This is a genomic window from Pantoea sp. CTOTU50773, from assembly GCF_032082325.1.
Lineage (GTDB): Bacteria > Pseudomonadota > Gammaproteobacteria > Enterobacterales > Enterobacteriaceae > Pantoea > Pantoea communis.
Genome location: NZ_DAMDQC010000076.1, coordinates 1 through 20,863, shown reverse-complemented (window position 1 = coordinate 20,863; position 20,863 = coordinate 1). Strand labels below are relative to the sequence as shown.

The window sequence follows — 20,863 nt, the reverse complement described above, 5'->3', positions numbered from 1 at the left end:
CAAGAATGCCGGAATCCATTGGCGGCAGCTGCGGGTTGGTGACAACTGGCGCGGCGCCTCCTTTTGTCAGGAAAGCGAAGCGCGCTGTTAGCAGACGGAACAGACGCTCGAGGTCACTTTTATCACTGGCTAAGACGTCAAAGGCCACCAGCATCATCGAAGCTTGCTGCGGGGTGATAATGCCAGCCTGATGCGGGCCGTAGAAAGGTTGCGCCTGCTGGCGCGCATCGGGTGCAATCGTGCCAGGAGAGAAGCTGTCAGCCGCGGCTGCCGTATGGAACGGACAACCGCCACTCAGGGCGGCCGCGCCGCCCAACATACCTAACCCCTGCAATAAACGACGACGCGACGGCTCTGCCGCGTCATTTTTATGGCTCATGATTAGTCGAGACCTAAAGTGCCGCGCAGCAGGGAGAGATCTTCCGCCAGAGTGGTGATCGGCCCTTTCAGCGCATTGCGGTCAGCGGTAGTCAGTTTCTCGTAAGATTCGAAACCGTCTTTGGTGCGGTATTTGCTGAGGATGCTGTCGACTTTCTTAAAGTTAGCATCGACTTTCGCCAGCAGCTGCGGGTTAGCTTTTTGCAACTGTGGACGCAGCAGATCAACGATTTTCTGTGCGCCGTCGATATTGGCCTGGAAGTCGGACAGGTCGGTACGGCTGTAACGATCTTCTTCACCCGAGATTTTGCTGGCCGCCACTTCTTCGATCAGGCCAGCTGCGCCACCGACCACTTTCGCCGGAGGGAAGGCCAGTTCACTGATGCGGGTCTGCAGATCCAGCACGTCCTGATTCAGCTTAGTGGCGAACTCTTCAGCACCTTTGGTGGTTTTGTCGGCCCACAGGATTTTTTCGATGCGGTGGAAGCCGGTGAATTTCGGATCGTCCGCTTTTTTCTCGAAGTCATCTTCACGGGCATCAATGCTGCTGTCCAGATCTGAGAACAGTTCTGCAATCGGTTCGATACGCTCGTAGTACGCACGGGTTGGTGCGTACAGCGCTTTGGCTTTTTCCAGGTCGCCCGCTTTAACCGCATCGGTGAAGGCCTGAGTGCCCGCCACCAACTCTTTGACTTCGCTCATCACGTAGGTTTTGTAGTCTGTGATTGGGCCAGCCAGCTGCATGATGTCGGTTTTACCTTTGGCAGCGGTTTTCGACTCACCCGATACCACCAATTTGCCTTTCGGGTTGGTCAGCAAGCCACAGGTCATGTCATATTCGCCCGCTTCGAGGTTCGCAGTCAGTTTCTGGCTAAAACCCGGCGCGATGTTTTCACGCTCTTCTACCACCATCACCCCTTTCAGGATTTCCCACTCCAGCGCTTTCTGGCTGTTGTTTTTAATGATGAACTGGGTTTTACCCGCCTGCACATTGAGTGACATCGGCTCACACTGTTTGTCAGTGACGGTAACCGTGACTTGCGGGATGGATGCAGCAGATGCGGCGCCTGAGAGAGCCAGCATTGAAACCAACAGCGCCTTACGGCGGAAGCGAATCGTCATAGTGATATCCCTGTTACATGGAAGAACAGACGCGCAATCGCGCCTGATTTAATTTCAGCGTGTGGTGCGCGCAGCACTGGCCGTTGGGCGCGCCGGGAAGAAGAACAGCAGCAGCGCCGGAATCAGGTAGATAAGCCAGGCCGCCACTTCACTGACGCTTGGCGTTTCCTGATAGCCGAGAATGCCTTCCAGCAGCGTACCGACCACCGAGTGGGTGGAGAGCGTGTTGCTGAGGTCGAAAGCAATGTCCTGGAAGTGGTTCCAGAGCCCCGCTTCGTGGAAAGCACGGATCGCACCTGCCGCGAGACCTGCGGCAACAAAGAGAATGAATAAGCTGGTCCAGCGGAAGAAGCTCGCCAGGTTGAGGCGGATGCCGCCGTAGTAGAGCAGCATGCCCAAAACAATCCCCGTTAATAAGCCCAGCACCGCGCCAATCGGCGGCGCGTAGCCAACATCCTGGGTGAAAGCCGCCAGCAGGAAGAAGACGGATTCGAGACCTTCACGCGCCACGGCCAGAAAGACCATGAGGACCAGCGGGAAGCCACCGCCGCCCTGCTTTTGCAATGCCTGATCGACCGATCGTTCCAGTGTGGCTTTGATGTTACGTGAGACTTTGCGCATCCAGAACACCATGGACGTGAGGATGACCACCGCGACGACCGCGACGATGCCTTCAAACAGTTCTTGCTGTTTTTGCGGGAATTCGCCGGTGGTTTCATTGATGAAGATGCCAAGGCCTAAGCAGAGTGCCGCGGCAATGAAGACACCCGCCCACATCGCGGGGAACCACTGAGTGCGCTGGGTGCGTTTCAGGTAGCTGGCAATCAGGCTGACGATGAGAGCTGCTTCAAGACCTTCACGCAGCATAATGAGAAACGGTACGAACATCACCAACCTCTTGATTGTTAAGGAGGGTAAACCTTAGGTAAAAATACGTAAAGTGCAAACGATATCGATTATCATTATCGCGGGTAAAATTACAAGTCACTGAATGAAATTATTTCTCATTTGCGGGCTGTAATACGGATTCACTGAAAATGGGTGATGGGGATTTCAGCGTTCAGATAAATATTCAGTGCTGGGGTGTGGCTGCAAGCTCAGTGCCGGGATATCGCTGCAGGTTCAGTGCCGGGTTTTCGCTGCACGTTCGGTGCAGAGTTATCGCTTCAGGTTCAGTGTAGAGGTGTCGCTTTGAGTTCAGCGCATTGTCCACTAAAGGCCATCCCGATCGCGAAGAAACCACGCATCCCTGCAGATCGGCCGCGCCGTCCATGGCGCGGACGCTTCGCTCCCCGGAATGGCCTTTATCGGACGACTAACTATGTCATTGCTTTGAAGGGAATGCTGAAGCCTGGTCGATTCCATAAAAAAAGCCCGCCGTATACGGGCGGGCTTAGTGTGTCAGAGACAGAATTACTTGGTGTTGTATTCAGCTTCAGCGGCGGCGAAGCGCGCTTGTGCTTCTTTTGATGGGCCTTTGCCGATCAGGCTGAACACCACAATCGCGATGCTGGCGAAGATGAAGCCAGGAATGATTTCATACAGTTCGGTGTAACCATACTGTTTCCACAGCAGCACCGTCAGTGCACCAATCACCATCCCGGCCAGCGCGCCATTGCGGGTCATACGTTTCCAGCATACGCCGAACAGAACAACCGGACCGAAGGCAGCACCAAAGCCCGCCCATGCATAGCTGACTAAGCCGAGCACACGGTTTTCCGGATTGGCCGCCAGCGCGATGGCGATCAACGCAATCAGCAGCACCATTAAACGCCCTACCCACACCAGCTCTTTCTGACTGGCATTTTTACGCAGGAAGCCTTTGTAGAGATCTTCTGTCAGGGCGCTTGAGCACACCAGAAGCTGGCAGCTTAGGGTGGACATCACCGCTGCCAGAATCGCAGACAGCAGGATGCCAGCAATCCACGGGTTAAACAGGATACGCGCCAGTTCAATGAACACGCGTTCGCCGTTCTGGCTTACGCCTGCCGCTTGCTCAGGGTGGTTCTGGAAGTAGGCGATACCGAAGAAGCCCACCGCCACGGCACCGGCCAGGCACAGGATCATCCAGGTCATGCCAATGCGACGTGCAGTGCGAATCGAGTGATGTGAATCCGCCGCCATAAAGCGCGCCAGGATATGCGGTTGTCCAAAGTAACCCAGGCCCCATCCGAGTAAGGAGATAACGGCAACAAAGTTGAGCCCTTTCAGCATGTCGAGGTTTTCAAGACTTTTTGCTTCGATCACCGCCAGTGAATCATCCAGGCCACCTACCGCGATAATCACAAACACCGGAGTGAGGATCAGCGCGAAGATCATCAGGCTGGCCTGCACGGTATCGGTCCAGCTCACCGCCAGGAATCCGCCCACCAGCGTATAAAGAATGGTGGCAGCAGCACCGGCCCACAGCGCAGTTTGGTAATCCATACCGAAGGTGCTTTCAAACAGACGTGCACCCGCAACCACGCCTGATGCGCAATAAATGGTGAAGAAGATGAGAATGACTACAGCGGAGATAACACGCAGCAGCTTGCTTTTGTCTTCGAAACGGCTGGAGAAGAAGTCCGGCAGCGTTAAGGCATTATCGTGATGTTCGGTCTGCACGCGCAGGCGACCTGCCACAATTTTCCAGTTAAGCCAGGCACCGATGGTCAGGCCAATGGCGATCCAGCTTTCTGAAATGCCGGAAAGGAAGATGGCGCCGGGTAAGCCCATCAGCAACCAACCGCTCATATCTGATGCACCCGCTGACAGTGCGGTGACCACACTGCCTAAACTGCGTCCGCCCAGAATGTAGTCGTCAAAGTTTTTGGTCGAACGGTAGGCAATAAAGCCAATCAGCACCATTCCCAGGATATAAATTACAAAGGTCACCAACATCGGTGTACTCATACTCATACTCTCTCCACTTATTATTTAATCCGTTAAGAGAAATCTTTTTTCCTGAGCCATCGGAACGGGACGGCATCAGGGCTTTACCGCATCCAGAGAAAGCGATTTCTCTTAAGGCGCGGTATCCTGCCGCAAAGGGGCGGCGCGCACAATGCATTTAACACAGCTGTCACAATGGTTTCACCTGACTTCGCTGATTTAATGCCAATAGGTTGCACGCGCTCACACTTTGAGTTGCACCTTGTTCAACATGAGAGTGCTCTCGTTGAAGGGAGTTGCAACTTTGGCGAGCTTCTTGCAGCAAGTTTTGTGCCGTTTTTTCACATGACCTATTTTAAGTGTTGATAAACGTGCAACTCAGGTCACATTTAACATGGTTGCACAAAGTTGCAACATGAGTGATAGTGCAGCCCACGCTGATGTTGAATCATATTTTGAGGACGAGGAAATCATGGGAACGACCACCATGGGGGTGAAGTTGGATGAAGCCACCCGCGATCGCATTAAATTGGCGGCAGGTAAAATTGACCGCACCCCACACTGGCTGATCAAACAGGCGATTTTTAACTACCTTTCGCAGCTGGAAGCCGGTGAATCTTTGCCGGAAATTCCCCTACAGCTCGCCGACGCCGCCAGTGAAGAAGGCACGGCAGACGAGTCATTCCAGCCCTTCCTCGACTTCGCTGAACATATTTTGCCGCAGTCGGTTACGCGCTCTGCCATCACCGCTGCGTGGCGTCGTCCGGAAACCGATGCGGTACCGATGCTGCTGGAGCAGGCGCGTCTCCCTGCCCCGCTGGCCGAGAAAACCCATCAGCTGGCTTATAGCCTGGCGGATAAGTTGCGTCACCAAAAAGGTGCAACCGGACGCGCCGGAATGGTGCAAAGTCTGTTACAAGAGTTCTCCCTCTCTTCGCAGGAAGGCGTGGCGCTGATGTGTCTGGCGGAAGCGCTGCTGCGTATTCCCGACAAACCAACTCGTGACGCGCTGATTCGCGACAAAATCAGCAATGGCAACTGGCAGTCGCATCTGGGCCGCAGCCCGTCGATGTTCGTTAACGCCGCAACCTGGGGTCTGCTGTTTACCGGACGTCTGGTATCGACTCACAATGAAGCCAACTTGTCGCGTTCACTTAATCGCATTATTGGTAAGAGTGGAGAACCGCTGATCCGCAAAGGCGTGGATATGGCGATGCGCCTGATGGGCGAGCAGTTCGTCACCGGCGAAACCATTGCGGAAGCACTGGCCAATGCGCGCAAACTGGAAGAGAAAGGCTTCCGCTACTCCTACGATATGCTGGGTGAAGCAGCGCTGACCGCCAGTGATGCCAAAGCTTATCTGGTGTCCTATCAGCAGGCGATCCATGCCATTGGTAAAGCTTCCAATGGCCGTGGCATCTATGAAGGTCCAGGCATCTCGATCAAACTGTCGGCCCTGCATCCTCGCTATAGCCGCGCGCAGTATGAACGCGTGATGGAAGAGCTATATCCGATCCTTAAATCACTGACCTTACTGGCGCGCTCTTACGACATTGGTATCAATATCGATGCGGAAGAAGCAGACCGTCTGGAACTGTCGCTCGACCTGTTAGAAAAGCTGTGCTTCGAGCCGGAACTGGACGGCTGGAACGGGATTGGCTTTGTGATTCAGGCATACCAGAAGCGCTGCCCGTTTGTGATCGACTCCCTGATCGATCTCGCCCAACGCAGCCGCCGTCGCCTGATGATCCGTCTGGTGAAAGGCGCGTATTGGGATAGCGAAATCAAACGTGCGCAGATTGATGGGCTGGAAGGTTATCCGGTTTATACTCGCAAGGTGTACACCGACATCTCTTACCTGGCTTGCGCCCGCAAACTGCTGGCGGTACCGAATCTGATCTATCCGCAATTTGCTACTCATAACGCTCACACGCTGGCAGCGATCTATCAGCTGGCAGGCAATAACTACTATCCGGGTCAGTACGAGTTCCAGTGCCTGCACGGCATGGGCGAACCGCTGTATGAGCAGGTGGTCGGCAAAGTGGCAGACGGCAAACTGAACCGTCCGTGCCGTATCTACGCACCGGTCGGCACCCATGAAACCCTGCTCGCCTATCTGGTACGTCGCTTACTGGAAAACGGGGCCAACACCTCGTTTGTTAACCGCATCGCGGATAACACCCTGCCGCTGGATGAGCTGGTTGCCGATCCGGTTTCTGCGGTGGAGAAGATGGCGCTGACCGAAGGCGCAGTCGGTTTACCGCATCCGAAAATCCCGCTGCCGCGCGATCTGTATGGTGATAAGCGCGCCAACTCAGCCGGTCTGGATTTGGCTAACGAACATCGTCTGGCATCACTCTCCAGCGCCCTGCTCAATAGCGCCAGCCAGCCATGGATTGCCCAGCCGTTGGTCGAAGGTGAGCTGGGTGACGGCGTGAGCCGTCCGGTACTCAACCCTTCTGCGCAAGCCGATGTGGTGGGCAGCGTGCGCGATGCCAGCGAAGCAGAAGTCTCGGAAGCGCTGGATGCCGCAGTAAATGCCGGTCCAATCTGGTTTGCCACCCCGCCACAAGAACGTGCAGCCATTTTGGAGCGCGCCGCCGAAGCGATGGAAGGCCAGATGCAGCAGCTGATTGGCCTGCTGGTGCGTGAAGCAGGTAAGACCTACAACAACGCCATTGCCGAGGTGCGTGAAGCGGTTGATTTCCTCTATTACTACGCCGGTATGGTGCGTGATGATTTCGATAACGAAACCCATCGTCCGCTCGGCCCGGTGGTGTGCATCAGCCCGTGGAACTTCCCGCTGGCGATCTTCACCGGTCAGATTGCTGCAGCACTGGCAGCCGGTAACAGCGTGCTGGCGAAACCCGCTGAGCAGACGCCGCTGATAGCCGCGCAGGCGGTACAAATCATGCTGGATGCGGGCGTGCCATCAGGTGTGCTGCAACTGCTGCCGGGCCAGGGCGAGACTGTCGGTGCACAGTTAACGGGTGACGAGCGAGTACGCGGTGTGATGTTCACCGGATCCACCGCCGTCGCGACGCTGCTGCAACGCAATCTGGCGGGTCGTCTCGATCCGCAAGGCCGCCCAACGCCGCTGATTGCTGAAACCGGCGGCATGAACGCCATGATCGTGGATTCTTCGGCGCTGACTGAGCAGGTGGTGGTCGATATCGTTGCCTCCGCCTTTGACAGCGCCGGACAGCGTTGCTCGGCGCTGCGTCTGCTGTGCGTACAAGATGATGTCGCCGATCACACCCTGAAAATGCTGCGTGGCGCGATGGCCGAATGCCGCATGGGCAATCCGGAACGTCTCTCTACGGATATCGGCCCGGTGATCGACGCCGAAGCCAAAGGTAACATCGAGCGCCACATTCAGGCGATGCGCAATAAAGGTTTCACCGTGTATCAGGCGGCGCAGGACAATCCGCAAGACAGCAAAGAGTGGACCAGCGGCACCTTTATCAAGCCAACCCTGATCGAGCTGGGTCAGGTAAGCGATCTGGATAAAGAAGTGTTTGGCCCAGTGCTGCACGTGGTGCGTTATGCGCGTAACAGCCTGCCACAGCTGATCGATCAGATTAACGCCTCTGGTTACGGTCTGACGCTGGGTGTGCATACGCGTATTGATGAAACTATCGCGCAAGTCACGGCAGGCGCGAAGGTCGGTAACCTGTATGTGAACCGCAATATGGTCGGCGCGGTCGTCGGCGTGCAGCCCTTTGGTGGAGAAGGTTTATCCGGCACCGGTCCAAAAGCCGGAGGTCCTTTGTATCTCTATCGCCTGCTGGCAAACCGCCCAGACAGTGCACTGCGTAAGACCTTCGATCGTCAGCATGCCGAGCGTCCAGTCGACAGTTCTGTACGTGCTGAGCTGACGAGCGCGCACCAGTCATTGCAGAGCTGGGCGCAGGATAAACCTGAACTGCTGGCACTCTGTCAGCGTTATGACGAGCTGGCGCAGGGGGGTACGGTGCGACTGCTGCCAGGCCCAACCGGTGAACGTAACACCTTCACGCTTCTGCCGCGCGATCATGTCCTCTGTATTGCGGATAACGAGCAGGACGCACTGACGCAACTGGCAGCAGTGACCAGCGTGGGCAGTCAGGCAATCTGGCAGGATGATGAGTTGCATCGCGCACTGCGCAAATCACTACCTGCCGCCGTGCAAAAACACGTGGTGTTGGTGAAAGATTTGCTGGCCGCCGAGTTTGATGCGGTGATCTATCACGGTGACGCCGATCAGTTACGTGTGCTGTGCGAGCAGGTTGCTGCGCGTGACGGCGCGATTGTTTCGGTGCAGGGCTTCGCGCGTGGCGAAACCAATCTGTTGCTGGAACGTCTGCTGATAGAGCGCTCACTGAGCGTGAATACCGCCGCAGCGGGTGGTAACGCCAGTCTGATGACCATTGGTTAAAAAGATAAGGGCCCGCAAGGGCCCTTTTTCATGGCGCGCCGCGACGAGTATATCCACTTGTTGCGGCGCTACTGTTTTGTACTTTGAGCTTAAGCCACAGACTTGTTGCGCTTCATACCAATCAAGGTCGGGAAGACAAACAGCGACTGCCCCAGCCCGCGATTGGTGACAGACCACACCGCCACCGACAGCAGCGAGCAAATCCCCACAATCGCAACCGGATAGAAACACGCCCACAACACGGAGAACCAGGCATAGTCAAACAGATGATGGCGCTGAGCGAACAGAATCGCTGACATGCCAAAATACTCAATGAAAATACGATGGATTACGTAGATTTGCAGGGTGTTACGGCCAATCCAGTTAAAGTACGTCATCTTAAAGTGCGCGTTAAGCCTGCGGCAGGCCGCCACGCTCGCCAGCACCGCGATGATGCACAGGAACAGGCTCTTATCCAGACCGAAGATAATGTGAATCCCTGATACCGTCGCCAGCAGCGCCCATGGCACGAGATTTTCACGACGCCATTCGCTCATACGCAGCATCAGCGGGCTCCAGAACGCGCCCAGCAGGAAGAACAGGAAGTACTGCGCCACGCTTTGCGGTCCCCAGTATGGAATGATCTTCTCCACTGCCAGATAGTTAAGCGCAACCGCGACCACCAGCAACGCCACTTTCTGTTTGTGGAAGATCTTCGCACACAGGAAATACAGTGCCAGTCCGTACAGATACCACGAGGTGCTCATCGCCATAAACGTCAGTTTCAGGAACTCAAACAGTGAACCCGCATAGGCGGCATTCAGATTGTGTGAGATACGCTGGCCGGTAATCTCTGTCGAGATACCCACAATCGACCACCACTGAATAAAGCCCCACAAAATATAGAGATAGAACAGGTTGGTAATACGACTGGTAAATACCTGCTTCCACGGACGATTAAGAATCCCGTTGGTTGCCAGCAAGCCCGAAACAAAGAAAAAGGCTGGCATACGCAGCGGAGATAAAACAGTATTAAACTGCACCCATATTTCTGCCGGTATCCAACCCGCCGTCAATAATTTCACCGTTCCTTCAAATCCGGGTAATACGGTGTGGTACAACACCACCAGCAATATGCAGGCCCCTTTCAGGGTATTGACCCATGCAATATCTTCTTTCCTGGCGTTATTCATATGATTAACTCCCGCTGCTGTGTAGGTCTTTAAGGAGAAGTATGAGGAAATAAACAATGATGCATTTCTGGTTATTCAACGATTATTAAACAAGCTGGCGGGGGATGACTCTAGCGAAAGTCCTAAAAGTTTTTTACTGGTCCTGATATAACAATACTTTACAGTTCCAGACATTAATCAAATGCTAAGCAGGCTAACAATATCTCCCCAAATTAGAGTCACTAAGGGTATGACGAGGGAAATAAGGTTAGCAATTAATACAGGGAAATTAAGAGCAATCCACCACAAACAAACCAAATTAAAATCAAATTTTATTCGGACAATTATGAAATGTGGCAGATGGATAAACGCGGATATTAATATTGTGCTAAGAGAAAATAATTAGGGCCAGCGAACTGGCCCTTTTTGATTATTGCAGCGGTGCCGCTTTTGTCTCTGGCACGGGTTTTCTCAACAGTCGCGGATAGATGAATAACATTCTGCCTGGACCGCGATTCAGCAGTGACCACACCGCCAGTGAGATCGTCACGCAGAGCGCCACGCCCGTCAACGGCATCAGCAGCGCCCATGCCCAACTGAAGGCCGCATGACCAAACCAGCCGTAATGCAACGCCAGGGCAATCGCGCTCAGTCCCAGCAACTCTATGAAGATGCGGTGCAGTACGTAAATCTGCAGCGTGTTACGGCCAATCCAGTTCAGCCACGCCATGTTCAGGCGCTCATTGAGGAAACGGCACACGACGATACCAAACACGATGGTCAGCAGGCTGTAGAACGGGTTTTTATAGATGCCCCCCACATGATGTACCACGCCAATCACCGCGATGCCTGCCAGCAGTAGCCAGTGTTGGCGCTTAAGCTGGCTCATCTCAATCAAAGACTGGCTGAAGAATACGCCGAGCAGGAAGTAGAGATAGTTTTGCGCCACGCTGGCCGGCCCCCAACCAGGGATCAGGCTAAACTGCGCAGCGTAGGTCGCGACAATCGCCAGTGCCATCAGCGCCATTTTCTGGCGGTGGAACAGCTTGGTGAACAGGAAGAAGCCCGCCAGCGCGTACAGATACCAGAGGCTGGTCATGGAAGTCAGCAGCAGTTTAAGGAACTCAAACGGCGTGTCGGCATAGGCAGCGTTTTTGGTGCTGGACAGCCGCTCACCGAGGTGCGCGGAGATATAGTGAATGCTCAGCCACTGAATCACCCCCCACAGCAAATAGAGATACACGATATTGCTGAACTTCTTGGTGAACACCTCTTTCCAGCTCTTTTTGACGATCGAACTGGCCGCCAGCAGGCCTGAGACAAAGAAAAAAGCGGGCATACGCAGCGGTGAAAGATAGGTATTGAAGGTCACCCACCAGTGCGCGGGGACCATGCCGGCCGTGAGGTGATGCAGTGAGGGAGCGAAAGTGGTGATAATCGAGTGGTGCAACACCACCAGCAAGATGCAGGCACCTTTTAACGTGTTGATCCAGAGGACTTCATTTCTGGCATGTGTCATTTTATGATCCTGATTGCGCCATGAATTTGTAAAGAATTATTTATATTTACAAAGATGTCTCAATCGGGGGCGTCTTAAAAATCCTTCTGCTCCTTGCCAGCAAAATTTCATAGGCAATAAAATATTATTTTTCAGACGGTTAATTGAAAGTTCTTTGACAATTTTCAGAGGAAACTGAGAGAAGGGATTCAGATGAGAAAAGAAAAAGCGCCGTCAGAACCAGACGACGCTTGAGACTATTGGTTAAGAAACTTGTCAAGAAATTGGCGGGTGCGTGCCTGCTGCGGATGGCTGAATAGCTCTTTCGCTGCGCCCTGCTCCACGATACGGCCCTGATCCATAAAGATCGCCCGATCGGCCACGTCACGCGCAAAACTCATCTCATGCGTGACGATCACCATGGTGCGTTTCTCCTGCGCCAGCGCGCGGATGGTATTCAGCACTTCACCCACCAGCTCAGGATCCAACGCCGAAGTCGGCTCATCGAACAGAATCACTTCCGGTCGCATCGCCAGCGCACGCGCAATGGCGACACGCTGCTGCTGCCCGCCAGAAAGGCGACGCGGGAAGCTCTCCTCTTTGCCGTGCAGACCGACCTTCTCCAGCAAGCTGCGGGCGCGGGCAATGGCTTCCGCTTTCGGTTCACCCTTCACGATCACCGGCCCTTCAATGATGTTCTCCAGCACTGAACGATGCGGGAACAGATTGAAGTTCTGGAACACGAAACCCACCTGCTGACGCAAACGGCGAACCTGCTCTTTCTGCTTGTTGAGCCCAATACTGGCATCAATGGTGATATTACCCACCGTGACGCGGCCGCTATCGGGCACTTCCAGCAGATTGATACTGCGCAGCAAGGTGGTTTTCCCCGAACCGCTTGGCCCGATAATTGCCACCACTTCACCCGGTGCCACATCCAGATCGATGCCGTGCAACACGGTCTGGCCGTGGAACTGCTTGACCAGCTGACGTACTTCAATCGCACTCATTTTGCCTCCCGATCCTGTCGATTCACATGCGCTTCCAGGCGGTTTTGCAACGCCGACAGCACCGTCGCCATCACCCAGTAAATCAGCGAGGCAGCCAGATACATGGTGAACACTTCCAGCGTACGTGAGGTGATCAATTGCGCCTGACGGAACAGCTCCGGCACCTGAATGGTGGCCGCCAGCGAGGTGTCTTTCACCAGGCTGATAAAGCTATTACCAAGCGGTGGCAAGGCGGTACGTGCCGCTTGCGGCAGGATGACACGACGCAAGGTTTGCCATGGCGTCATGCCAATACTCGCCGCCGCTTCCCACTGCCCACGTTCAATCGCCGCAATCGCGCCACGCAGGGATTCAGAGGCGTAAGCGGCAGTATTGAGTGACAAACCGATCATCGCTGATGGGATAGGATCCAGCTCAATACCGAACTGCGGCAGGCCGTAGTAGATCATAAACAGCTGGGCGATCAGCGGCGTGCCACGGAAAATCGACACATAGATACGCGCCAGCCAGTTTACTGGCCAGAAATGTGACAGGCGCATCAGCGCCAGCACAAAGCCAAGTACCAGACCGAAGAACATCCCGCCGATACTCAGCTGCAGCGTGAACAGCGCGCCTTTGAGTAAGAATGGTGCTGAATCCAGCACCAGTTGTAAGCTTTCCTGCATTATTTAGTGACGTCCGCGCCGAACCATTTCTCAGAGAGTTTGCTCAGCGAGCCATCTTTCTGCATATCAGCAATCGCTGCATCAATGGCTTTCAGCAGGTCGTCATTGCCTTTACGCAGCGCCACGCCGGATTCGAGACGAGAGAAGGCCGGGCCCGCTACCGCCATGGTGTCGCCGGTTTTCTTCACCAGATCCAGCGCCGCTAAACGGTCCACCAGAATGGCATCAACACGACCTGAACGCAGATCCTGGTATTTGGTTGGGTCATCATCATAGGTACGGATATCGACGCCTTTGACGTTGTCACGCAGCCACTGTTCGTAGTTAGACCCCAGGCCGACACCGACTTTCTTACCAGAGAGATCCTCTGGCTTGGTGATGCTGCCAGCATTTTTCTTCATCGTCAGCGCCTGAACGCCAGAGATGGTGTATGGCGTGGAGAAGTCATACTTCTTCTTACGCTCGGGTGAAATCGTTACCTGATTGATCACCACGTCGATACGTTTAGAATCCAATGCCGCCAGCATGCCATCCCACTTGGTCGGTTTCAGATCCGCTTTGACGCCAAGGTGTTGCGCCAGCTCTTGCGCAAACTCCACTTCGAAACCAGTCAGCTTGCCGCTCTCATCCTGGAAACTGAACGGCGGATAGGTGCCTTCCAGACCCACGCGCAGCTCACCTTTGCTCTTCACCTGTGCCAGCAGATCTTCTGCGGCGAACGTTTTAACGTTAACGCCCGCGACCAGCGCGACCGCCATCATGCCCATCACCAGTTGGCGACGAATTGGAGAGAAAGCCATGTTTACCCCATTATTGTGATGTGTTGTGTGCTATGAGGCGGCGAAACCGGGATTTGCCGCCTTTTCGTTATTGGCGCTGCATTCAGGCCCATTTCAGGCCAGAACAACAGCTGCCGGATTATAAACCTTTTTTATCTTAGCCTTAGACCGAAGGATGATAAGCAAATAACGCAGGCGCGCCGCCAGTATGAATAAACAGCAGCGGCCCTTCACGACGGAAACGATTCTGCGCAATGCCATCTATCAATCCGGCCATCGCTTTACCGGTGTAGACCGGGTCCAGCATGATGCCTTCAAGACGCGCCAGCAGTTTCACCGCTTCCATGCCTTCATCATTAGGTTCACCGTAACGCGGCGCGAAATAGTCATCCCAAAGCGTGATCGGCGCGTGCGTCTGCACTTCCAACTGTTCAGCCAGCGCGCTGCGGATGCGCTCTACCACCGGCAACTGCGCGTCGACTTTGCGTGAAACCGTCACACCGACCAGCTCGGTATCAGGCAGCAACTGCTCAAGACCTACCGCTAAACCTGCATGGGTGCCGGCGCTGCCCGATGCAACCACCACAGCGGCGAAATCCACCACGCCTTCGCTTTGGTGCGCGATCTCCTGCGCACACTCCACGTAACCGAGCGCGCCCAGTGCGTTGGAACCGCCAACCGGCACAATATAAGGACGGAAACCCTGGGCTTCGAGACGTTCAGCCTGTTCGGCCAGCTGTTCAGTGGGGTTGTGCAACGCATCGACCATCACCACCTCGACATCCATCAGGTCGAGCATCAGGCGATTACCGTTGGTGAGGTAGTTTTCTGAGATCGTGCCAATCGGATTTTCCAGCAGTGCCACACACTTGAGGCCAAGACGCGCCGCCACCGCCGCCGTCTGGCGCACATGGTTGGATTGAATCGCGCCCGCCGTCAGCAGGACATCCGCGCCCTCGCGCAGCGCATCGGCCGCCAGGAATTCAAGTTTACGCAGTTTGTTGCCGCCCATTGCCACAGGCGTGAAGTCATCACGCTTAATAAAGATATCGCGACCGAGATAATCAGAAAGCCGTGGCAGATGCTCAAGCGGCGTAGGTGCACCGAGTAATTCAAGACGTGGGAACTGGTGCAAGAGATGTAAAGACAATGCAGCCTCCATTCGGGCAATGTGCAATTATCCATACAGTGTTGCAGAAGATGAGAAAAGTCGCACCCGGAATTCTGCGAGTGCGTCCCCTGTTGCTGCTATGCTCAGCAACAACAAGGGCAGGATCACAATCAGCCCTGCTGCCAGCCTAAAAACTGGTCATATTTACGCAGTGCGATGCGGTAATTGTTGTTACCCGCATCCGGCAAATCGTTTTCCAGGCATTCATGCCAGCTGTTGCCCCGTAATCTGTCGGCCGGGAAATTTTTCGCTTTCAGCATGTCATCAAGACGACGCAGCCGCACCACATACTCGCGAATGGTGCTGTGACTCATCTCGGTCTGCTCAAACAGATACTGTTTGAACGCCATAATGTCGAAGTAATTAGGATGGGTATTACAAAAAATATCGCTGCAGAAACGACATAACGCGGTCAGTTCCGGCTGGAGTTTCATCCATACCTGGTCATCAATCATCTGGTCCATCCGCGCGATGGCCTCTTTATTGATGATCTGTCCACGAAACACTAACGCCATACGATCTAAAACTTTGCCACAATGTGAACAGTTGCTTTGGCTGTGTTTATAGTCTTTAAGATAACGACTTAAAGGTCTGGCTTTGGCTTTGGCTCCCATTGCTGAGTCCCCGGTATTTTTATTTTTTCGATGCCAGGTACTGAGTCTGTCAGCGCGCCCCCGCTAACCGGGCACGCAGGCGTTTAATCGCCTGACTGTGCAGTTGACTGACGCGGGATTCCCCCACTTCCAGCACTGCGCCAATCTCTTTCAGGTTCAGTTCTTCCTGGTAGTACAGTGTGAGCACTAATTTTTCACGATCGGGCAATGCCTCGATGGCTTCAATCACGCGATCACGCAGGTTTCCTTCCATTAACTGATGAAGCGGGTTGGCTTCTTCATGCCCCTCCGTCACCAGCTCCGCACTGTCACCGTGTTCTTCCCGATACTCGTCGTAGGAGAAGAGTTGGCTGTTATTGGTATCGAGCAGAATCTGCCGATACTCTTCCAGCGAAACATTCAACTGTTCAGCCACTTCCTGCTCAGTAGCCGAGCGCCCCAACGCTTGTTCTACCTGATGCATAGCACCGGCCACCTCGCGCGCATTACGACGCACGCTACGAGGTGCCCAGTCGCGGCTGCGCAGTTCATCCAGCATCGCCCCTCGGATTCGCTGCACGGCATAGGTGGTAAAGGCGGTGCCTTGCAGCGCGTCGTAGCGCTCCACGGCATTCAATAAACCAATGCCACCGGCCTGCAGCAGATCGTCAAGCTCAACGCTGGCTGGCAAACGTACCTGCAAGCGCAACGCTTCGTGTCGCACCAGAGGAACGTAGCGCTGCCAGAGCGAATGTTTATCCATCACGCCTTCGGGCGTATAGAGATCGTTCACGATGACTACCCTGCGTTAATAAAGTTATCGGCATGATTATCCAATTCTGTAGGGGTTTCGATTGGCAGAATAGGCGGGCAAAAGCGAGGTTATTTCAAATTTGTTATGGATGGCGGTGGAATACACCGCCATTCAGGGTTTCTTTAGCGCAGGTTTTTTAGCCGTAGCCGCGTGCCAGGCGGCACCGCGTCCCACAGAGCACAGGTTTTGCCATCAAGTGTCTGATAAAAATCGCTAATCGGCGCTTCTGTTTCCAGTGCCGGATTAAACATCACCTGCCCGGTTTCGGCGTTAATGCTTATCATTTTGTTGATAAACAGACGCTGTAAGTCACTGCGCAGGAACAATCCGTTATCGACGCTGTTATCGGCAAGAAAACCTTCTTCATTTTCCTGGGTATCGATATAGCAGGCCTCCACCCACGGCCAGCTGTGACGTTCCGTAAGCTGCGTGCCGGTAATAATACAGGCGCCATAGCGTGCCTTCACCGCCGAACTAAACTCCGCCTGGCTGGCACGCTGGAACACCTTAGCCTTAACGCGACGCCCGACTTCTGTGCCTGGCATCACCGCCGTCGGCACTTTATGCTGCGGCGTACTCAGCACCACCAGAAACTGAATTTTGCGCGACAGTGGGAAGCAAGGGTGCGCATGGGGATCGAACAGCTGCCAGTACTCCTCCTCTTCCGTCTGTCGCATCAACACTAGTTTGAAGCCCCGACTGGTGAGCAGGTTCTGCGCTTCTGCCGAGTTAGGATCGAGCATGGCGTAAACCTGGGTTTCGCCCACCACCTTCCAGCGCCCTTCCTTCTTTATTTCATCGTTACGACGGAAATAAAGGAAAGCTTGTTGGCTTTTGAGATAGTGCTCAAAACGACGCAGATAGTTTTTGCGCTCGTTATCGTCAGAGACGAACAGCAGATCCTCCAACGGACTGTTGATCTCCTCCTGCGCGAACACTGCACGGATCACCAAATTGCGAAAGCTGGTCGACGGGCTCAGCAACCCGCGGGCGGTGAGTTCTTTCTCATCAGGATGCTGCTGCGCATAGCGCAACGCGATCTCTTCGAAGGTCAGTAGCTCACCCGGTAACAAGTCATAATTGAAGCGCATAGACACCCCAGAAACAGAAAAAAATCGTGCGAAAAAATTGGAATGATTCTGGGGAAGTTATCGGCATTTTTGGGTGGGACTGTAACAGGATGGTTACTTTTTTGAGGTTATAGGGAGTTGGGGGAAATCGTGATGACTGGGGGGTCTGAATTTGGTTTAGGGCAGAAGGAAACACCTGAAGTCGTTAGGTGTTCTGCGGGATTATGGGGTTGCTGGGTTGCTGGGTTGCGCAATAAATTGCGCCGCTACGCTTGGGTGTCGTAAAAAATTTAATGACCGCTTTAATCGTAGCGGTGCGATTCATCGCACATCCTTACTGTGGCGCAAATACTATCACCATACTTTTGGTCTTCTCATGCACCTCTGCAGAAGGTGGAGCGGGCAGCTCGGCATTCTTTACCGCGTACATCGCTTCGGTACAGAGAGATAAATCACCGCTCAGTCCATGCATACCACTTACCTGACCTTTTTCATCAAGATCAATACGTAAATTGCAGGTTTTGCCAATGTAATGGTCGGCGTCAAAAAACTCGGTCTGGATAGCAAAGTGGACGGCGTCATAATAGCTTTTGAGATCGGTCACTACAGGCGCAGGAGGATTTTGAGAATTAGTACGAGGATGCTTTATTGGCGCGCAGCCAGAGAGTAGGAGAAGCGTTAACAAGGCAAAGCAATTACGCATGGTTCACGTCCTGTTAAAAGTTAGAGCCGCGAGTATACCTGCATATTCATGATATGCAGGTATAAAAAAACCCCGCCGAAGCGGGGTTGGATAACCAACAAGCTTAGAGCGATTAGCCCTGCAGCAGAGACAGAATCTGCTGTGGAACCTGGTTGGCTTTTGCCAACACTGAGTTACCCGCCTGCTGGATGATCTGAGCTTTAGACATGTTTGAAACTTCAGTAGCGTAGTCAGCATCCTGAATACGAGACTGTGCTTCAGACAGGTTAGTAGTGGTGTTGTTCAGGTTGGTGATAGCAGAATCCAGACGGTTCTGAATCGCACCCAGGCTTGAACGGAATTTATCAACAGTGGAGATAGCATCGTCGATTGCAGACAATGGATCTTCAGTGACCTGTGCACCCTGAGTCACTGCACCAGTAGTGGTGTTAACGGTAGCTTTGTACATCACATCTTTACCGTCGTCATCAGTACCTTTCACTACATAACCGCTGCCGTCTTTCAGAGCGAACAGCTGTGCGTTGTTCACGCCAGTTACGCTAGACAGGTCAACGTTTACAGCAGCGCTTGGGTCGTTAACTTCGGTCAGAGCAGAACCTACACCAACCGGAGTTGCAGCGGCAGCTGAAGAATCATAGCTAACAGAACCAGTTGTGGTATCAACAGTTGCACTTACGAAGGTAGTGCCGCCATCGGTTGATGCATAGTAAGCGCCATCTTTATCCAGATACAGAGATGGTGCAGCAGCAGCATTGTCATCGGTACGGCCAGTAATATCGTCCGCAGCAATGATTTTGCCATCACCGAAGCTAATGTCTTTGCCAGCAGAAGCAGTCGCACCTGTTGCAGGGGTTGCAGCTGTTGTACTGTCAAATTCCAGTGAGTTGGTGGTGGAATTATAGGTAGCTGCATAAAGAGTGGTGCCACCGTCTTTAGATACATAGTGAGTATCGGCGTTATCGTCATCGGTATATACAGCCCAAGACGCGGCGCCAGCGGTGTCAGTATAGGTCAGGTCAGTAACTTTAATCGCAGCAGCCTGCAGAGTCGTTGTTGCAGTTGTTGCAATGTCATCAGAGGTAATGGTGCTGCTGACGTCCAGGTTGTTCAGACCCAGAACTGAGCTGTTGATGGCTTTCAGGTCGATATCGATGGTCTCACCGTCGTTTGCACCAACCTGGATGCTCATTTTACCGTCTTTAGCCAGCACGTTCACGCCGTTGAACTGAGTCTGACCTGATACACGGTCAATCTCGTCCAGACGCGCTTTAATTTCGTCCTGGATTGAAGAGATGTCTGAATCTGAGTTAGTACCGTTCTGAGACTGTACAGTCAGTTCACGGATACGCTGTAAGTTGTTGTTGATTTCAGACAGTGCGCCTTCAGTTGTCTGAGCAGCAGAGATACCGTCGTTGGCGTTACGAGCAGCCTGAGTCAGGCCGTTGATGTTAGAGGTGAAGCGGTTAGCAATTGCCTGACCCGCTGCGTCATCTTTTGCGCTGTTGATGCGCAGGCCTGATGACAGACGTTCAATCGCGGTGCCCAGAGCGGACTGCGACTTGTTCATGTTGTTCTGAGTGATCAGCGAGAGGCTGTTGGTATTAATGACTTGGGCCATGATAAATATTCCTGTTAATCAAGTCTTTCGGTTAAGGTGTGGGCTTCAACCCGCCGGCTTCAGCGCCGTCAATGTTGTTATCGTCTGCCCTTGAACAACCTTTAGAATTTTTTTAGTACCAGGTGAAAAATTTTCCCTTCAACCTGTCACACCTCTCTTTATCGTCCCTGCCGTATCGTTCTTTAGGTTTGCCCACTACTTTTCTAGCGCCAGAAATACGCTTCTCTATAGGCGTTATTCGCTTTATCACGCGTAGATAAATAATTTTAAACTTTACCCATTATGAGCCGATAACCCCGGTATTCACTCTCCGTGTCGATATAAAAGGAAACAACATGGCAAGTATTTCTACCTTAGGTGTCGGTTCTGGCCTTGACCTCAGCTCTATATTAGACAGTCTGGAAACAGCCGAGAAAGCAGCGCTCACCCCCATTTCAACTCAGCAATCCGCTTATACAGCTAAGCTGACTGCTTATGGAACATTAAAAAGTGCGCTGTCAACCTTTCAGACGGCAAACACCACTCTGAATGACGCCACACTTTTTAATACGACGAAAGCAACCAGCAGTACCTCTTCATTTAGCGCAACGACAACCACAGGTGCTGTTGCAGGCAAATACACTATTAGCGTTACCCAGTTAGCTCAGGCGCAGACATTGACCTCTGCCGTGCAAAGCAGTAACTCAACTGCTCTGGGGGACAGTTCAGCAAGTAGCCGTACCTTAAGCATCACGCTTGCTGATGGCAGTAGTAAAGACATCACTTTAACCAGTGACCAGACCTCCCTCACGGGGATGCGAGATGCGATTAATAGCGCTGATGCAGGGATTACCGCCAGTGTGATCAAGGTTGCTGATGGCAGCTACCGTCTATCACTCACATCAAAAGAAACGGGTGAAGACAGCGCTATCACGTCAATTAAAGTCACAGGCGATGACACGTTGCAGGCTATTGTCGGTTATGACAAAGATAGCGATGCTGCCGACATTCCAATGACAAAAAG

General features: G+C 53.4%; 17 protein-coding genes. 2 read left to right on the top strand and 15 right to left on the bottom strand.

The annotated features are described in order from the left end of the window. From RT340_RS13505 to putP, 4 genes are all read right to left on the bottom strand, one after another. Positions 1–379, bottom strand: a 379-nt coding sequence (locus RT340_RS13505; protein WP_313376505.1) for a Dyp-type peroxidase domain-containing protein, incomplete at its 3' end; no start/stop codon positions are given. Between the two features lie 2 nt (positions 380–381). Continuing rightward, positions 382–1,500: an iron uptake system protein EfeO gene (efeO, locus tag RT340_RS13500; RefSeq protein WP_211728391.1), complete on the bottom strand. Its 1,119-nt coding sequence runs from the start codon at positions 1,498–1,500 to the stop codon at positions 382–384. Positions 1,501–1,554: 54 nt separating this feature from the next. Beyond that, the gene (efeU, locus tag RT340_RS13495; RefSeq protein WP_313376502.1) at positions 1,555–2,388 is read right to left on the bottom strand and encodes an iron uptake transporter permease EfeU; all 834 of its coding nucleotides are present in this window, start codon (positions 2,386–2,388) and stop codon (positions 1,555–1,557) included. Between the two features lie 525 nt (positions 2,389–2,913). Continuing rightward, positions 2,914–4,398 carry a sodium/proline symporter PutP gene (putP, locus tag RT340_RS13490; protein ID WP_097116811.1) on the bottom strand — a complete coding sequence of 495 codons (1,485 nt, stop codon included), beginning with the start codon at positions 4,396–4,398 and terminating at the stop codon, positions 2,914–2,916. Between the two features lie 445 nt (positions 4,399–4,843). Between putP and putA the strand changes: the two genes are divergently transcribed. Continuing rightward, positions 4,844–8,788, top strand: a complete 3,945-nt coding sequence (gene putA, locus RT340_RS13485) for a trifunctional transcriptional regulator/proline dehydrogenase/L-glutamate gamma-semialdehyde dehydrogenase (protein WP_313376499.1) — start codon at positions 4,844–4,846, stop codon at positions 8,786–8,788. A gap of 89 nt (positions 8,789–8,877) precedes the next feature. On the opposite strand, the gene RT340_RS13480 is transcribed toward putA, so the two are convergent. The 11 genes from RT340_RS13480 to RT340_RS13430 all read right to left on the bottom strand — a co-directional run bounded on the left by RT340_RS13480 (position 8,878) and on the right by RT340_RS13430 (position 19,860). After that, positions 8,878–9,960, bottom strand: coding sequence for an acyltransferase family protein (locus RT340_RS13480; RefSeq protein WP_313376497.1), 1,083 nt, complete (start codon positions 9,958–9,960; stop codon positions 8,878–8,880). A gap of 409 nt (positions 9,961–10,369) precedes the next feature. Beyond that, on the bottom strand, positions 10,370–11,458 hold the full coding sequence (locus RT340_RS13475; protein ID WP_313376495.1) for an acyltransferase family protein: 1,089 nt from the start codon (positions 11,456–11,458) through the stop codon (positions 10,370–10,372). Positions 11,459–11,694: 236 nt separating this feature from the next. Further along, complete coding sequence (gene tcyN / locus RT340_RS13470; protein ID WP_038646388.1) at positions 11,695–12,447, bottom strand: L-cystine ABC transporter ATP-binding protein TcyN; 753 nt, start codon at positions 12,445–12,447, stop codon at positions 11,695–11,697. Next, on the bottom strand, positions 12,444–13,112 hold the full coding sequence (gene tcyL, locus RT340_RS13465; protein ID WP_045815117.1) for a cystine ABC transporter permease: 669 nt from the start codon (positions 13,110–13,112) through the stop codon (positions 12,444–12,446). The genes tcyN and tcyL overlap by 4 nt, the downstream gene beginning before the upstream one ends. Further along, on the bottom strand, positions 13,112–13,912 hold the full coding sequence (gene tcyJ / locus RT340_RS13460) for a cystine ABC transporter substrate-binding protein (RefSeq protein WP_034824352.1): 801 nt from the start codon (positions 13,910–13,912) through the stop codon (positions 13,112–13,114). Before tcyJ ends, tcyL begins: the two co-directional genes overlap by 1 nt. Positions 13,913–14,054: 142 nt before the next feature. Continuing rightward, positions 14,055–15,041 (bottom strand): D-cysteine desulfhydrase, encoded by a 987-nt coding sequence (locus RT340_RS13455; RefSeq protein ID WP_160832796.1) that lies wholly within the window; start codon positions 15,039–15,041, stop codon positions 14,055–14,057. Between the two features lie 131 nt (positions 15,042–15,172). Beyond that, positions 15,173–15,676, bottom strand: a complete 504-nt coding sequence (gene fliZ, locus RT340_RS13450; protein ID WP_034824353.1) for a flagella biosynthesis regulatory protein FliZ — start codon at positions 15,674–15,676, stop codon at positions 15,173–15,175. 49 nt (positions 15,677–15,725) lie between these two features. Beyond that, positions 15,726–16,448, bottom strand: coding sequence for an RNA polymerase sigma factor FliA (locus RT340_RS13445; protein WP_038646384.1), 723 nt, complete (start codon positions 16,446–16,448; stop codon positions 15,726–15,728). 143 nt (positions 16,449–16,591) lie between these two features. Continuing rightward, entirely contained in the window at positions 16,592–17,560 is a 969-nt protein-coding gene (locus RT340_RS13440; protein WP_160832795.1) for an HNH endonuclease signature motif containing protein, read from the bottom strand. Between the two features lie 313 nt (positions 17,561–17,873). Further along, on the bottom strand, positions 17,874–18,143 hold the full coding sequence (locus RT340_RS13435; protein WP_313376490.1) for a cell envelope integrity TolA C-terminal domain-containing protein: 270 nt from the start codon (positions 18,141–18,143) through the stop codon (positions 17,874–17,876). Positions 18,144–18,354: 211 nt separating this feature from the next. Further along, a complete protein-coding gene (locus RT340_RS13430; RefSeq protein WP_313376488.1) occupies positions 18,355–19,860 on the bottom strand; it encodes a flagellin in 1,506 nt (501 codons plus the stop codon). Positions 19,861–20,195: 335 nt separating this feature from the next. Between RT340_RS13430 and RT340_RS13425 the strand changes: the two genes are divergently transcribed. Continuing rightward, a partial coding sequence (locus RT340_RS13425; protein ID WP_313376486.1) for a flagellar cap protein FliD N-terminal domain-containing protein occupies positions 20,196–20,863 on the top strand: 668 nt, incomplete at its 3' end.

Bases quoted from the DNA above. Each gene is read 5' to 3' on its own strand.
- efeO (WP_211728391.1), bottom strand. From the start codon at position 1,500: ATGACGATTCGCTTCCGCCGTAAGGCGCTGTTGGTTTCAATGCTGGCT.
- efeU (WP_313376502.1), bottom strand. From the start codon at position 2,388: ATGTTCGTACCGTTTCTCATTATGCTGCGTGAAGGTCTTGAAGCAGCT.
- putP (WP_097116811.1), bottom strand. From the start codon at position 4,398: ATGAGTATGAGTACACCGATGTTGGTGACCTTTGTAATTTATATCCTG.
- putA (WP_313376499.1), top strand. From the start codon at position 4,844: ATGGGAACGACCACCATGGGGGTGAAGTTGGATGAAGCCACCCGCGAT.
- RT340_RS13480 (WP_313376497.1), bottom strand. From the start codon at position 9,960: ATGAATAACGCCAGGAAAGAAGATATTGCATGGGTCAATACCCTGAAA.
- RT340_RS13475 (WP_313376495.1), bottom strand. From the start codon at position 11,458: ATGACACATGCCAGAAATGAAGTCCTCTGGATCAACACGTTAAAAGGT.
- tcyN (WP_038646388.1), bottom strand. From the start codon at position 12,447: ATGAGTGCGATTGAAGTACGTCAGCTGGTCAAGCAGTTCCACGGCCAG.
- tcyL (WP_045815117.1), bottom strand. From the start codon at position 13,112: ATGCAGGAAAGCTTACAACTGGTGCTGGATTCAGCACCATTCTTACTC.
- tcyJ (WP_034824352.1), bottom strand. From the start codon at position 13,912: ATGGCTTTCTCTCCAATTCGTCGCCAACTGGTGATGGGCATGATGGCG.
- fliZ (WP_034824353.1), bottom strand. From the start codon at position 15,676: ATGGGAGCCAAAGCCAAAGCCAGACCTTTAAGTCGTTATCTTAAAGAC.
- RT340_RS13440 (WP_160832795.1), bottom strand. From the start codon at position 17,560: ATGCGCTTCAATTATGACTTGTTACCGGGTGAGCTACTGACCTTCGAA.
- RT340_RS13430 (WP_313376488.1), bottom strand. From the start codon at position 19,860: ATGGCCCAAGTCATTAATACCAACAGCCTCTCGCTGATCACTCAGAAC.